The sequence below is a fragment of the Sphingobacterium lactis genome (assembly GCF_051951495.1).
Lineage (GTDB): Bacteria > Bacteroidota > Bacteroidia > Sphingobacteriales > Sphingobacteriaceae > Sphingobacterium > Sphingobacterium lactis_A.
In genome coordinates this window covers 110,427-124,861 of the sequence record NZ_JBNHAS010000005.1, presented here as the reverse complement: position 1 = coordinate 124,861, position 14,435 = coordinate 110,427, and the positions used below count along the sequence as shown (strand labels likewise).

The following is a 14,435-nucleotide window of genomic DNA, read 5'->3' as shown; positions in this document are numbered from 1 at the left end:
ATTATTTTATCTGACAGGTAAACATGCTCTTTTCCTCCAAAAATCCTTCCAACTTATCGCCAATACTTACTGGTCCAACCCCCGCCGGTGTACCCGTATAAATCAGATCTCCTTTACGAAGCGTGATGTACTGGGATATAAAACTGATTAAGCTGTCATAATCGAAAATCATATCCTTTGTATTACCTCGTTGAACGGTTTCGCCATTCTTAGCCAAGGAGAAATTTAAGTTGGTAGGATCCTCAAATTCACTTTTCGGGATAAGCGGACTGATAACGGCGGAATGGTCAAAAGCTTTCGCCAATTCCCATGGAAGACCCTTTGCCTTTTGGACAGATTGAATATCCCTAGCTGTAAAGTCGATTCCTAAACCGATGGCATCGTAATACTTGTGGGCAAATTTCTTGGAAACATGTTTCCCCTCATTACAAATCCGAAGGACCAATTCCACCTCGTAATGTATGTCTTTTGAAAAATCAGGGAAATAAAAATCTTTATTATCTTTCAGTATGGCTGTATCAGGCTTCATGAAAATTACCGGGCTCTCAGGTACCGGATTGTTAAGCTCCTTCGCATGATCAACATAATTTCTACCAACTGCAATTACTTTCATATAGAATCGTTTAGAATAATCTAATCGGTAAAATCCACAATGGATTCCCGATAAACAAACATACTAAATGTGGACTTTTATGGCAAATCATAACCCTAGGAATTGAGTTTTTGATAGTATTTGACTGGAATTAGATCGCTACGCTATTAGATGTGAGATATGAGACCGCTTCGCTGTAAGATAGAATTCGTGTTAAATTAGAAATGGTGTTTATAAATTTAATTGGCGGTCGATGCATGCATCGACCCTACAAACAATCGTGATTTTAGTATCCCTAACCACCAAAACTGTAGGGTCGAAGCATGCTTCGACCGCTATCCAAAATTCAATAAATTCTATCCCTCCAAAAAGTCTAAAATCTTTCGTCTTTTGTCTGTATTCTCATCGTCTCTCACAGGGGTTGGATTCGAGACTCTTACGGATCTCCTTCGGAACTTGTTCGGAACTCCTTCGGATCTCGTTCGGTTCCGACCGAACGAGATCCGAACAAGATCCCTATCAGATCCTTAGAAATTCCTTAGGGTTCTCGAATTAAACCCAAACTTATATATACCAAAACACGAGGTTGTATACCAGGGTTATTGTTTATTCATGTTAAGTAAATAGTTGAAACTTAACATAAAATCCATGTTAAGTCAGGTTTAATTAACCGTTTGTTAATATTGTTTTGGTTAATTTTGCATCATGAAAAATATTAATGCCGTTTTGTTCGACATGGATGGAACACTGATCGACTCAGAATACTTTTATTTCAGTAACTGGGCGCCAATTTTGTTGTCAGATTATGGTCTGGATATTACGTTTGAAGATTGGATACGAGATTTTGCTGGACATACCTTGCAGGATAATGTGGAGATGTTAAAAGAACGGTATAACCTACAAGTGGATGCGGAGGATTTATGGTTTTCGACTCGTGCAAGTTATGCCCGAGCTAATATGAAAACAATTCGTCTGATGCCTCATGCAAAAGATCTATTGGAGACCGTGAAAGAGCGTGGCATTACCATGGGTTTGGTGACTTCTAGTTACAATACAACAGTTCAAACTGTTCTGGGAGAGCATCAGTTATTGGATTACTTTTCCTTTTTCGTTACACGTGAATTGGTAGAGCAACCGAAGCCAAATCCGGAGCCTTACTTGCTAGCGGTTAACAAGCTCAATATCCCAAAAGAGGAGATTGTAGTGATTGAGGATACCAGTACAGGATGTACGTCGGCGAAGAATGCCGGATTGTATTGTATTGCCGTGACGAAGCAGGAAGTAGAGCGGAAACGTTTATCCCATGCAGATGTTATATTAAACGATTTAGCAGAAGTAAAAAATTCATTGCTTTAAGTTAAAAAGCCTCGAGTTTTTTCATTTTATTTGTACTTTAGGTTTCTAGATTATGAATCTTATGAATAGACGGACAGCGCTAAAACAGTTTGCCCTTTTAGCAGGAGGGATGTGGATAGCATCCTCCTGTGACTTTAGGGCCGAAGCTCCCTCCATACAGCTCAACCAGGTGAAATTAAACAAGTCCGATGAGGACTTGCTTGCTGAACTGGTGGAAGCCTTAATCCCGAAAACCGATAGCCCCGGAGCTAGGGAACTCAATCTTCATCTCTTTGTGATGAAAATGCTGGATGATTGTACCTCCCCTGAGGATCAAGAAGCATTTCTTGCCGGATTGAAACAAGCAGAAAAATATAAAGGAAAATCGGCTGATGAAATCAGTGCTTACCTGAAATCCTTGCCGAAGGATGATGTGTTTTTTAAGATTTTGAAAAGCCGTTGTATACAAGGCTATAAAAATTCGGAATACGTCATGAAGAATAAATTGATTTATGAACTGGTACCTGGACGTTATAACGGGGCATTAAAAATAAAAGCTTAAGCAATGGCAAATATCAATGTAGATTCGGAAAAGAATAGAACTTATGAGGCCATTGTGATTGGTTCAGGTATTTCTGGGGGTTGGGCAGCAAAAGAACTCTGTGAGAAAGGAGTGAAAACATTGTTGTTGGAAAGAGGACGTGATGTTAAGCACATTAAGGATTATCCGACGACCAATTTATACCCTTGGGAATTTGAGCATCGAAACGAGATGCCTTATGCCGTGAAGAAAGAAGCTCCGATTGTGAACCGCTGTTATGCTTTTCATGAAGATGCCGCACACTTTTTTGTGAAGGATAAGGAACACCCTTATGTGCAGGAAAAGCCTTTTGATTGGATTCGTGGTTATCAGGTTGGTGGGAAGTCCTTGCTTTGGGCTAGACAAACCCAACGCTGGTCTGACTTTGATTTTGAAGGTCCTGCCCGAGATGGATTCGCGGTAGATTGGCCGATACGCTACGCTGATTTAAAACCTTGGTACGACCATGTGGAGCGCTTTGCAGGTATTGCGGGCGATAAGGATGGTTTACCGGAATTGCCGGATGGTGAATTCTTGCCAGGCTATCCCCTAAACATTGTTGAGAAGTATTTTAAGGAGCAGGTGGAAGGCAATTTTCCAGGTAGGAAATTGATTTCTGCGCGTTGTGCGCACCTATCTGAACCTAAGCAGATCCATTTAGATCAAGGACGTGTGAAATGTCAGAATCGTACCTTATGCCAACGTGGCTGTCCATTTGGAGGATACTTTAGCTCGAATGCATCAACCATTCCTTGGGCGGCAAAGACGGGTAATCTTACCCTGCGCCCGCATTCAGTCGTTCATTCCATTCTATACGATGAAACGAAAGGAAAGGCGGTCGGTGTTCGCGTGATCGACAATGAAACCAAGGAAGAAATGGACTTTTATGCGAAGGTTATTTTCTTGAATGCTGCTGCCATCAATTCGAATTTGATTTTACTGAATTCCAAGTCGCAACGTTTTCCTAATGGACTGGGAAATGATAGTGGTACCTTGGGTAAATATTTTGCTTTTCATAATTATAGTGCTCGCATCTATGCCGAGTATGAAGGGTTTTTAGATTATACAACAGATGGGCGCAGCCCTGCAGGAGGTGGATATATTCCTCGCTTCCGAAACTTGCATAAGCAAGAGATGGATTTCCTGCGTGGCTATGCTGCAGGTTTTGGAGCATACCGCATGCAAAACGCCAATGAGTCGGGAATGGGAAAGGAACTTAAGGATTCGATCTTAAATCCTATATACGGAAATTGGGCTGTAGGATCCCATATGATGGGGGAGACGATTCCTAAAGAATCAAGTTATTTAACACTAGATTCGACATTGAAGGATCCTTGGGGCATTCCTCAACTTAAGGTTTCGGTGGACTATGATGATAACGATAAGAAAATGGTGAAGGATTATCTAGATGTGATGGAGGAGATGTTTACGAAAGCAGGTTTCCAAAATATACGTCGTGATGATGCCTATCAAGCTCCAGGATTAGATATCCATGAAATGGGCGGTGTGCGTATGGGATTGGATCCAAAAACTTCCATGTTGAACAAATGGCACCAATTGCATGCTTGTCCAAATGTGTTTGTGACCGATGGCGCCTGTATGACGTCTACTTCTACACAGAATCCTTCTTTAACCTATATGGCATTTGCTGCTCGTGCGGTGGATCACGCCATCCAAGAAATTAAAAAAGGCAATTTGTAGGATAGAAAAGTGATTGGATTTTTGGGTTAAATCATGATGAGGAAATCCAAAAAGGAATATATTATACCAACCCTCTGATTTAAGAGAAGAATCGATGGTATATCAAATTAAGAGGGGCTATGCAGAATAGCCCCTTTTTGATTAGAAATTATATTTTACACCGAATGTAATCGATGAACTATCAAAAGTATCGTATGTCTTTAGATCGAATTTTGGTTTGTAGGCTCCGAAAATTCCAAAATTGGTGGTAGGTATTTGGAAACCTAGGCCTAATTGCGGTCTAAAGAGGTAGTAATTATTTACTCCTAAGATAGAATTTTCAGAATGATGTTCCATGCCTACACCAACTCCTGCAAATACAGATAGGTATTCCGATAGGATATTTTTGTTGTAGGTGTAATCTACGCCTAAGGAATAGTTTTCTTGCCAAGAGAATCCTGTATATACTTGTAAACCATGATTTGGTGCTAAAAACCTTTGGTAGGATAGCCCATAAAAAGTGAAATATTCTGCTTCTACATTCATGTCTACATAGAGAGAAATGGCATTTTGTTTGGTTTGAGCATAAGAAGTTAATCCTAGCCCCAAGAAAAATAAAGTAACGTATTTTTTCATATTCGTAATTAGTTCTATTTCTAATAATTGGTAAAGTCTGGAATGCAGCTAAACTACTGATACTGGTCTATAGGTTGGAAAACAAGTAAGTAGCTTTTTTGCTGTTGCGTCTATTTGCAACAATTTGGAATTGTATTTCATTTTTTAGGAAATAATAATTATTAGTGCTTATAATTTAAAGCAAATATATGTTGTTTATTTTTAATAATTGGCTATATTTTTATCTGTTTTGGGAAAATATTATAAACAATACGGCATTTTTTTAATAGCGTCTTTTAAGTTTCAAGGTGCTTTATGATCAGCTTTTTTTTTGTTAATTTCTTTAAACTTTCCTATGTTTTTTTCTTAAAATAATATACAACAGCTTGCTAATCCCTTTTACTTTAAACAGCATTTTAAGGCTCTTTTTTTAGGTTAAATCTTCCTCTAATGAGGTCTGATTTTCTAATTCTTTTGACCGAAATCCATTCTTTAAGGCAATAAATGTCAATTTCCTCACGTTTTAATATTTACTGTAACTAATATGATACACTTCTTGTCTATAAACTAAACCGTTTTAGTAAGAAATCTTATTGCGAATACACCTTTTGAATATATACTAATTAACGTTAATTAACATGCCGAACTATTACAGCAAACAAACAAATCGAGCAGGCTTTGTACGTGGGAGCATATTGTGCTTTGCATTACTAGCCTGCAGTTACGGCGCCGTTCATGCCCAAACACAGCCTCCCCGGGAGCAAGTGCAGCAACAGGAACAGCAAACCGTAACAGGAACTGTTAAGAACAGTTCCACTGGGGAAGCCCTGGCGGGAGTAACCATTAAAGTCAAAGGAAAGGAAGCAGCCGTACAATCGGATGAAGCGGGAAAATTTTCCATCGCAGCTAATAATGGCGATGTCCTTGAAGTCACTTACCTGGGTTACAAAACTCAAAGCATTACCGTTCAATCTAGCCTTGTAAACATCAACTTAGTTTCCAATGAAGAAGAAATTGAAGCTGTGGTGGTGGTGGGCTATGGTACCCAAAAGTTAAAAGAAGTAACCTCTTCCGTTGCGCACGTGGATGCTGAGCAATTTCGTCAAAGTGGTGCCCGGAACCCCTTGGATTTAATTCAAGGTAAAGTTGCCGGATTACAAGTATCCCGAAGTGGTTCTAATCCAAACACAGGCGTGGCGACACAGATTCGTGGTGCAATTTCCGTTACAGGAAGTGCAAGTCCCTTATTTGTTATCGATGGTATCCCTGGTGGTAATCCGGATTTACTGCAGCAGGATGATATTGAGTCCATCGATGTATTGAAAGATGGTTCAGGTGCAGCTATCTATGGTACATCCGCGAATGCAGGGGTAATTTTAATTACCACCAAAAAAGGGAAACCAGGAAAGCCTCAAGTCAATTATTCCAGTTACTTCAGAAAGGATTTTCTGTTCAATAGACCTGATTTTCTGACTGCTGATGAATTCCGTCAAAAGATCGCCGAAGGTGCCATCAAGAGTCCTGATAAAGGATTTTCTACTGATTTCTTCGATGAGTTGGTGAACCACGATAATTTTTCACATAACCATAACCTCTCACTTTCGGGTGGCTCTGAAGGTACCACTTATCGCGGTAGTGTCAATTATAGAAACCTAGAGGGAATAGCTAAGGAAAATGGGCGAAAGGAATATACGGTCAGAATGAACTTAAACCAAAAGGCATTTGATGATCGTTTGAATTTTCAATTGAACATGGCGACCAATACCAATCATGCCAATTTATTGGGCGGTGGAGGATGGGAGAGTGAGGCAACAAAGAATCCGACCTTTTCCAATTATAATGAGGACGGCAGCTATTTTTATGAAGAAACGAGCACCAATGAGTTTGCTCGTTTATTTACAGAAACCTCTTATCGAAAACAACAGACATCCTCTATCGATGGAAAGGTGGATTTCGACATCTATGATGGGTTGAAATTTAGCGCATTTGGTTCCATCCAACGAAACAATTATATCGATGGATCTTACCGACAGCTGAATAGTGAGTCGTCTTTGGAGGATTCGGATTATCCTGGAGGTGGCTATGCCTCAAAGTCCAATTTCTTAAATCAACGTTATGCATTTGAGCCTACATTGACCTATACGAAGCTCATTGCTGAGCGACATAATTTAACAGCTCTAGCAGGTTATAGTTACCGCTATGAGATGGAAGAAGGGCAGAGTGCCGACAACCGAGGATTTATTAACGATAATTTCCATGAAGACAACCTTTCCGAAGGTCAGGCATTACGGGATGGACGCGCCAATTTGGATAGTTGGAAAAACGACAATACCCTAATTGCCTTTTTTGGACGGGTGAACTATACGCTTGATGATAAGTATATGATTCAAGCTATCCTCCGTCATGAGGGGTCTTCAAAATTTGGAGCGAATAATAAATGGGGTAATTTCCCTTCCATCTCTGCTGGTTGGAACATTTCCAATGAGGAGTTTATGCAGGATGTTTCTTGGATTAACTTCTTGAAACTACGTGCTGGTTATGGGGTTACTGGTAATACTGGATTTGCGAACAATGCATCGCGTTTGACCTTAGGTGGAGGAGGGAAATATTTATTTCCTGATGAAGTTTATCGGGAAACTTATGGACCAGACCGAAATCCAAACCCAAACTTGCGTTGGGAAACTAAGAAAGAAACGAATATTGGTTTAGATTTTACCTTGTTCAATAGTAAGCTGACAGGTTCCCTAGATGTATTCCAACGTAAAACAGTGGATTTGTTGGATACTTATATTACTCCTCAGCCACCTTTTATCCGTAATAATATTTACTCCAATGTGGGTACCATGTCTTCAAAAGGTATTGAATTGGCATTAGGTTATCAAGCGATCAATAAGGAGAACTTTAAGTGGAGTATGGACTTTACAGCTTCCACCTTAAGAAACATCATGAATTCTTATTCCAACGATGTGTTCACAGTAAAATATAAAACCTTTGGATCGATCGGTGGTGCTGGAGATTTAGGCGATGCATTTACGACCTATGAAGGACGAGAGGTGGGTGAATTCTTCGGTAAGAAATTCGCTGGTTTTGATGAAGAAGGAAAGTGGTTGTTCTACAATCGTGCTGGAGAGGCTGTTCGTAATGATGTCATCAATAACTCTAGGGATGATATGGAGAACAGCGATATGCAGGTATTGGGACATGCTGTTCCAAGATACTATGTTTCCTGGACCAATGATTTCACATATAAGAATTTCGACCTGAGAATCTTTATGCGCGGGAAATTTGATTACGATATCCTAAATACCACCGCACTTTCTTATGGTAACAAGGTATGGACAGGGAACTTGCTTCGTGATGCCTTTACCAAATACAATGAAATAAACGATACCTACATGTATTCCGATTATTATCTGGAAAGCGGTAGTCATTTCAAAATTGATGAGGTGACTCTGGGTTATCGTTTTGACCTAAAGAACAGTGCTTATTTCAAGAATCTTCGACTTTATGTTACCGGGCAGAATCTAGTGACCATTACAGGATATTCGGGCAATGATCCAGATTTCGTATTGGATACGGGATTGGGAAATGAGATTAATGGACAGCGTTTGGGTATTGATAGTAGAGGACCATACCCGAATACGAGATCCTTTTTATTTGGGGTTAATTTTGGATTTTAAGCGCAGTGAAGATGAAGAATATATTGAAAATAATGTTGGTCAGCTCAGCACTTGCAGCTGGATCATGTACCAACTTGGATGAGAATGCCTATGACATCATCGTAGCTGATGATTTCTATAAAAATAAGAATGAGGTAGTATCGGCGGTTTTACGGCCGTATACACATGCGAATGCTTGGGTCAGCCCATCGGGTCAAGATGGTTGGTGGAGACCTTCGGAATTGTCCGCTGATCAATTGGCTTGGCCAACCAAAGGTCGACATGGTGAAGATGGTGGAAAGTGGAAAAGGTTGCACTACCATACTTGGACAGTAGATGAGGGTGGATTGAATAATGCGTGGGTATTGATGTATTGGGGCGTTGGTCTATGCAATAGTCCAATTGATATCTTAGAGAAGCGTGATGTGGCGAGCATGGGAATTACAGAAACGGAGAAAACGGAGTTTATTGCAGAATTAAAGCTTCTACGTGCTTTTCATTACTTGAAGTTGATGGATTTGTTCGGCAGTATTCCGATTACTACTACGGTTCCAGAGTCGGAGAGTGAGCCACTACCAGAATCCACCGACCAAAAGGAAGTATTTGCTTTTATTGAGAAGGAGATTTTAGAGAATGTGGATAAGGCGCCTAAGTTGAGTCGCAATATGATGGGAAGAATGAGTCAAGCAGGTGGTTATGCCATGTTGGTGGAGCTGTATTTGAATGCGGAGAAATGGTCAGGCCAAGCGCGTTGGGATGATTGTATAGCTGCTGCGGATAAGTTGATCACAGGGTCTACTGGTGGGCAAAATGGAGCATTAGCTCTTGATGTCAACCTTACGGATTCGTATAATCCGACCAATGATAATTCAAAGGAAGTGATTTTATCGGTTGCTTATGATTATCAAACAGCAGACTTTGCTACAGGTTTTCCTGGAGAATTCTATCATTTCGTACAACGTGAGATTTATGGTGGTGGACGAAATGGAAACAATGGTATTGTGATGATTCCTGGTGTTTTCACGACCTATAAGGAGGCTGACCAAAGAAAGAAAGAATGGTTTTGGAGTGGGCCTATGGTGAAGTTTGCAGATGGAACGACACCGGTTTTGGGTTCCGAAGAGTATAAGGATAAGCAATTGACTTTTGTCGATTATATCCGTCGTGAATCGGAAGGTAAAACCAGCTCTACCATGAGTGATGGTGAAGAGAATAGTGGTATTCGATTCAATAAATATAAGCTTGGTAATTCTCTTGCCGGAGTTGTGAATGGTGAAAAGGTAAGTCCGAACGACAATTACAACAATACCGATTGGAATATATACCGCTTAAGCTGGATTTACTTTGCCAAGGCAGAAGCCTTGTTGCGTAAGAATGGTGGTGCAGCGACTGCCGAGGCTGTTGAACTGGTTAATACGGTGAAGAAGCGTGCCTTTACAGCAGCAAATTGGGAAGCAGAGAAATATACTACTGCTAATTTAACCTTGGATGAGTTATTGGCAGAACGTGGCCGAGAGTTTATATTTGAAGGTTTCCGCCGTCGTGATTTGATTCGTTTTGGAAAATTCCATACAGCAAATTGGTGGGATCATAAACCAACAGAAGAATTTCGTTCTTTATTTGCTATTCCACAACAGCAGATCTCTATGAATCCGAACTTAAAACAAAATCCAGGATATCCTGGAAGATAGGTTTATTCTTTGTTATATTACCTTAGTGGGGGATGTCTGATTTGGGCATCCCCTTTTTTACGGCGAAGCAAAAAGAAAAAGCCCGCTAGAAATGTTCACTAGCAGGCTTTTAATTAACAAAGAGTTTTTTATTAAATATCCACTACGGCATCCATATTGAAATCTTCGTTCATTAGATGCACGATTTCAGTTGCCTTTTCATAGTTGGTTGATTTTTTCGAGAAGAAGTCATGTTGCGTAGTTTCTGTATTCAATCCGTTTAATACAATTGGATTGACTTGCTTCACTTCAAAGATCGGTTCAAAGCCTAAGTTCATCAAGGCTTTGTTTCCGTTATAACGCACGTATTCTTTAACCTCAGCCGTTAATCCTACTACGGTGTACAATTCTTCAGTGTATTTGATTTCATTCTCGTACAAGTCATTTAACAGGTTCAAGAAACGTTGCTTCACTTCTTCTTTATTTTTAAGACGAGCAAATACCTCTTGACCAATTAAACCTACGAATACACCGTGAATAGATTCATCGGCGATGATCTTTTTGATGATATCAGCAGATGCAACCATTTGTCCCTGTCCACATAACCATAATGGCAGGAAGAATCCAGAATAGAAAAGGAATGATTCTAACAATACGGAAGCTGCAAGTGCCATGAATAATTCTTCATCAGACACATTTTCCTTATCGATAGCACGGTAATGCGTATCGATTGTTGCGGCCTTATATTGTAAGAATTTGTTTTGTGACACCCATCCGAATACGTCATTAATCTCATTGGTAGTAGATACAGTCGTGAAGATGGTGGAATAAGACTTCGCGTGGATAGCCTCCATCATACACATGTACGACAATACGGCTTTGTTTTGCAAAGAGTCGATATGGTCGATGATCTTAGGCATGCCGGTATGGCTTTGTAGGGTATCCAATAAGGTAAGTCCACCTAAAGCTTTTTTATAGCATTCTTTCATGTCCCAACTAAGGCCTTTCCAGCTGTCAATGTCTTTTGAAGGGATATATTCTGTATCGATCCAGAATTGGCGGATATTTTGTTCCCAGAACATCAGCGCATAATCATTGTCTGGTGTATTCCAGTTTACGGCTGTAAATAATTTACTCATGAGTTTTAAGTGTCTTTTGGTAAAGAGAGCTGAATTGGAAGGTATTCAATCATGCCCCAATTCAGCTCCTTTAATTTTTATATATTTTTTTCTTTAGGTATATCCTGTATTTAGGTTCTTAGGCTTATGCCGAACAGGAGATACATTCTTCAATTGTCGATTTACGCGTACGGGTATAGTACAATGACTTCAATCCTAATTTATGCGCGTAGATATAGTACTTCGCTAGATCACGTGTAGAATCTTTGGAATTGGTGTGAAGAATAGTAGATACCCCTTGGTCAATGTGACGTTGGATAACCGATATCAATTTCAACACTTTCATTTGATCCATGTCGTAAGCCGACTTGAAGTAGAAGTAATTATCGTTTGTCAAGTAAGGCATAGGGTAGTAGGTTGTACTATCTCCATACTCTCTTACTTCGATGATATCCACGATTGGCATCACTGATGCAGTAGCATTCATGATATAAGAAGTGGATTGGTTAGGAGCAATCGCCATACGGTAAGCGTGGTAAATTCCATGTTCTGCTACCTGCGCTTTAAGATTAGCCCAATCTGCACTTGTAGGGATATAAATATCACCGAATAATTCTTTTACTTTATCTGTTTTAGGCGCATACTCACGCTCTAAGTATTTATCGAAATAAGTGCCATCTGCATAAGCTGATTTTTCGAATCCTACGAAAGTACGCTGGCGTTCTTTTGCGATCTCCATAGATGCCTCTAGGGAGTAATAGTTCATCATCATGAAGAAGGTATTGGCGAAATCCAATGCTTCAGTTGATTCATACATGATAAAGCTCTTCGCTAGGTAACCGTGTAAGTTCATAGCACCAAGACCCACCGAGTGTAATTCGCGGTTAGCTTTAGCAATGGAAGGAACCATTTCGATGTCCGTTACGTCAGTAACTACTGTTAATGCACGCATAGCAGTTTTTACAGCTTCTTTGACACGCTTGTTGTCCATCACCGTAGCAATGTTTAAAGATCCCAAGTTACAAGAGATTCCGTAACGGATAGTATCTTCTTTACCGTAGATGTTGATGTCTGATACTTCGGAGATCTGCATGATCTCTGTACATAGGTTCGAGAATTTCACACGACCTAGACCATTTAATGCATGCGCACGGTTGGTGTTCTCCTTGAAGAAGATGTATGGATATCCCGATTCTTTTTGCGTTTGAGCAATTTTCACCAATAGGTGACGGGCATTGATTTTTTTCTTTTTAACGTTCGGGTTGGTGATTAATTCATCATACATCACATCCATATCCATTTCATCCAAGTATTTACCATACTCTTGCATTACGGTATGTGGGTAGATTAAATAGCATGGTTCGTCTTTTTCAGCCAATTCCATGAATTTATCAGGTACGATGATACCAATAGAAAGGGATTTGATACGCACTTTCTCATCCACGTTGATTTTCTTACAGTCTAAGAATTCTTCGATGTCTGAGTGGAAGATGTTTAAATATACAGCACCCGCACCTGGGCGTTGACCCAATTGGTTAGCATAAGAGAAAGTATCTTCCATGATCTTCATGATAGGCAATACCCCACCAGCACGACCATCGACACCTTTGATTGCTTCACCACGAGCACGGATTTTCGAGATGTTGAAAGATACACCACCACCGATAGATGAAAGTTTCATAGCAGAATCAACCGCATAACCAATACCGTTCAGGTTATCACCGATTTCATCTAAGAAACAGGAAACTAATTCTCCAGAGCGTTTTTTACCAGCATTCAAAAACGTAGGAGTAGCAGGTTGGTATTCCTGAGAGATCATGATTTCGGCATATTCGATAGCTTTTTCTACACCTTCTTCACGAGCTAAGAATAGGGATACAGCAACAACGCGGTCCTCATAGCGCTCTAAGAACTTCTCGCCGGAGTCATCACGTAAAGCGTAACTCTGGAAGAATTTAAATGCAGCCATAAACGATTGGAAACGGAATTTTTTAGAGAATACAAAGTTGTATACCTCTTCCATTTGCTCAAAAGTGAACCATTGGTAGAAATCAATGTAATAGTTGTTTTCGATCAAATAATCGATTTTCTCTTTCAATGTGTAGAAGAACACGGTGTTCTTGTTCACATATTCCAAGAAATAGGCGCGCACAGCCTCTTTGTCCTTATGTAGGCTGTACTCGTCATCATGTTTGATCATGATTTCGTTGTTAAGCAATATCCAATTTTTCGCTACCTCGTTTGCTATCATAGTACTGGTTTTTAATGATGTCAATAAATTGATTGATGTCTTCCAAAGTGCCTGAAAGTTCAAATTTCATGGCCGTTGGTATTTCAAATTCTTCCGTGATTTTATCCGCTGCTACCGCGTAGTTTCTTCCCCAATTGCGGTTTCCACTCGAGGTCACTGAATGAATCAGGTGACTTTGCATGGTTAAGAATTGAGCTGTTTTCTCTGGCACTTTACCAAAGTTGGTGGTATAAGTGATGAGATGTCCAGGCTCGGTGATTTCCATGTCTTCTTGAATGCGGATGGCAGTCCATCCGGTAACTTGAGTCACTTTAGTGATAAAGCGGTCAACATTACCTGTTCGAGAATCGTAATATAAATTGATCATGGTCTTCGGTTTTAGTGCAGTTTTACAATGCAATTTGATCTAATTCCTCAGGTTTAAACCCAATGATCCGATTTTTGATTTCATCGTTGTCAACAACGATGACAGTAGGCACGGTACGAACTTTAAACTTAACGGCTAATTCCGGCTCATCAAAAGGATTAATAGTTTCGTAGGCAATACCCTTATTGTCTAGGTAAGCCGATACCTGTGCGCATGGTGCACAGTCATTTTTTTCGAATTTAATGATTCTTGCCATGTTATATTAAGTTGAGAAAGAAGTTGAGCTGTTTTAAGCCTTGGTTCTTTGTTAAATAAAAAAACGATTGAAATGAGTGGGTGTTTCACTCATGTTGAACAAATATCTCACATTTTTCGGTGGAGCAGGTAATGATACTTTTCCACATTGATGTGGATTAGTTGGTTAAAACACGCTTGGTTAGGGTGATTAATTGCTAAGCTATTCGTTTTCAGTAATCTGCCTATGTGGATAACTTTAAATTACGCTTCTGTAGCGCTTTATTGACAAGCAATTTGATCCTCTTTTTATTGTCAAATTAGGCTATAATTT

Annotated in this window: 11 protein-coding genes; 5 read left to right on the top strand and 6 right to left on the bottom strand. The window is 39.9% G+C overall.

The genetic code is table 11. From position 1 onward, the window contains the following. Window position 1: 1 nt before the first annotated feature. Complete coding sequence (locus ACP6L2_RS16020) at window positions 2-613, bottom strand: fumarylacetoacetate hydrolase family protein (protein ID WP_440510300.1); 612 nt, start codon at window positions 611-613, stop codon at window positions 2-4. A 684-nt stretch (window positions 614-1,297) separates the two neighbouring features. Here ACP6L2_RS16020 and ACP6L2_RS16015 point away from each other — a divergent pair. The 3 genes from ACP6L2_RS16015 to ACP6L2_RS16005 all read left to right on the top strand — a co-directional run bounded on the left by ACP6L2_RS16015 (window position 1,298) and on the right by ACP6L2_RS16005 (window position 4,208). Beyond that, on the top strand, window positions 1,298-1,948 hold the full coding sequence (locus ACP6L2_RS16015) for an HAD family hydrolase (protein WP_440510299.1): 651 nt from the start codon (window positions 1,298-1,300) through the stop codon (window positions 1,946-1,948). 61 nt (window positions 1,949-2,009) lie between these two features. Next, the gene (locus tag ACP6L2_RS16010) at window positions 2,010-2,489 is read left to right on the top strand and encodes a gluconate 2-dehydrogenase subunit 3 family protein (RefSeq protein WP_440510298.1); all 480 of its coding nucleotides are present in this window, start codon (window positions 2,010-2,012) and stop codon (window positions 2,487-2,489) included. Window positions 2,490-2,492: 3 nt separating this feature from the next. After that, on the top strand, window positions 2,493-4,208 hold the full coding sequence (locus ACP6L2_RS16005; RefSeq protein ID WP_440510297.1) for a GMC oxidoreductase: 1,716 nt from the start codon (window positions 2,493-2,495) through the stop codon (window positions 4,206-4,208). A 141-nt stretch (window positions 4,209-4,349) separates the two neighbouring features. Here ACP6L2_RS16005 and ACP6L2_RS16000 read toward each other — a convergent pair whose 3' ends face one another. Then, window positions 4,350-4,823, bottom strand: coding sequence for a hypothetical protein (locus ACP6L2_RS16000; protein ID WP_440510296.1), 474 nt, complete (start codon window positions 4,821-4,823; stop codon window positions 4,350-4,352). Between the two features lie 617 nt (window positions 4,824-5,440). Here ACP6L2_RS16000 and ACP6L2_RS15995 point away from each other — a divergent pair. Continuing rightward, complete coding sequence (locus ACP6L2_RS15995; protein WP_440510295.1) at window positions 5,441-8,482, top strand: SusC/RagA family TonB-linked outer membrane protein; 3,042 nt, start codon at window positions 5,441-5,443, stop codon at window positions 8,480-8,482. A gap of 11 nt (window positions 8,483-8,493) precedes the next feature. After that, on the top strand, window positions 8,494-10,152 hold the full coding sequence (locus tag ACP6L2_RS15990; RefSeq protein ID WP_440510294.1) for a RagB/SusD family nutrient uptake outer membrane protein: 1,659 nt from the start codon (window positions 8,494-8,496) through the stop codon (window positions 10,150-10,152). Between the two features lie 131 nt (window positions 10,153-10,283). Here ACP6L2_RS15990 and nrdF read toward each other — a convergent pair whose 3' ends face one another. From nrdF to ACP6L2_RS15970, 4 genes are all read right to left on the bottom strand, one after another. Then, a complete protein-coding gene (nrdF, locus tag ACP6L2_RS15985; protein ID WP_344674964.1) occupies window positions 10,284-11,270 on the bottom strand; it encodes a class 1b ribonucleoside-diphosphate reductase subunit beta in 987 nt (328 codons plus the stop codon). A 124-nt stretch (window positions 11,271-11,394) separates the two neighbouring features. After that, window positions 11,395-13,500, bottom strand: coding sequence for a class 1b ribonucleoside-diphosphate reductase subunit alpha (gene nrdE, locus ACP6L2_RS15980; RefSeq protein WP_344674963.1), 2,106 nt, complete (start codon window positions 13,498-13,500; stop codon window positions 11,395-11,397). Next, window positions 13,460-13,867: a class Ib ribonucleoside-diphosphate reductase assembly flavoprotein NrdI gene (gene nrdI / locus ACP6L2_RS15975; RefSeq protein ID WP_344674962.1), complete on the bottom strand. Its 408-nt coding sequence runs from the start codon at window positions 13,865-13,867 to the stop codon at window positions 13,460-13,462. The genes nrdE and nrdI overlap by 41 nt, the downstream gene beginning before the upstream one ends. A gap of 22 nt (window positions 13,868-13,889) precedes the next feature. Further along, a complete protein-coding gene (locus ACP6L2_RS15970; protein ID WP_344674961.1) occupies window positions 13,890-14,123 on the bottom strand; it encodes a glutaredoxin family protein in 234 nt (77 codons plus the stop codon). Window positions 14,124-14,435: the final 312 nt, after the last annotated feature.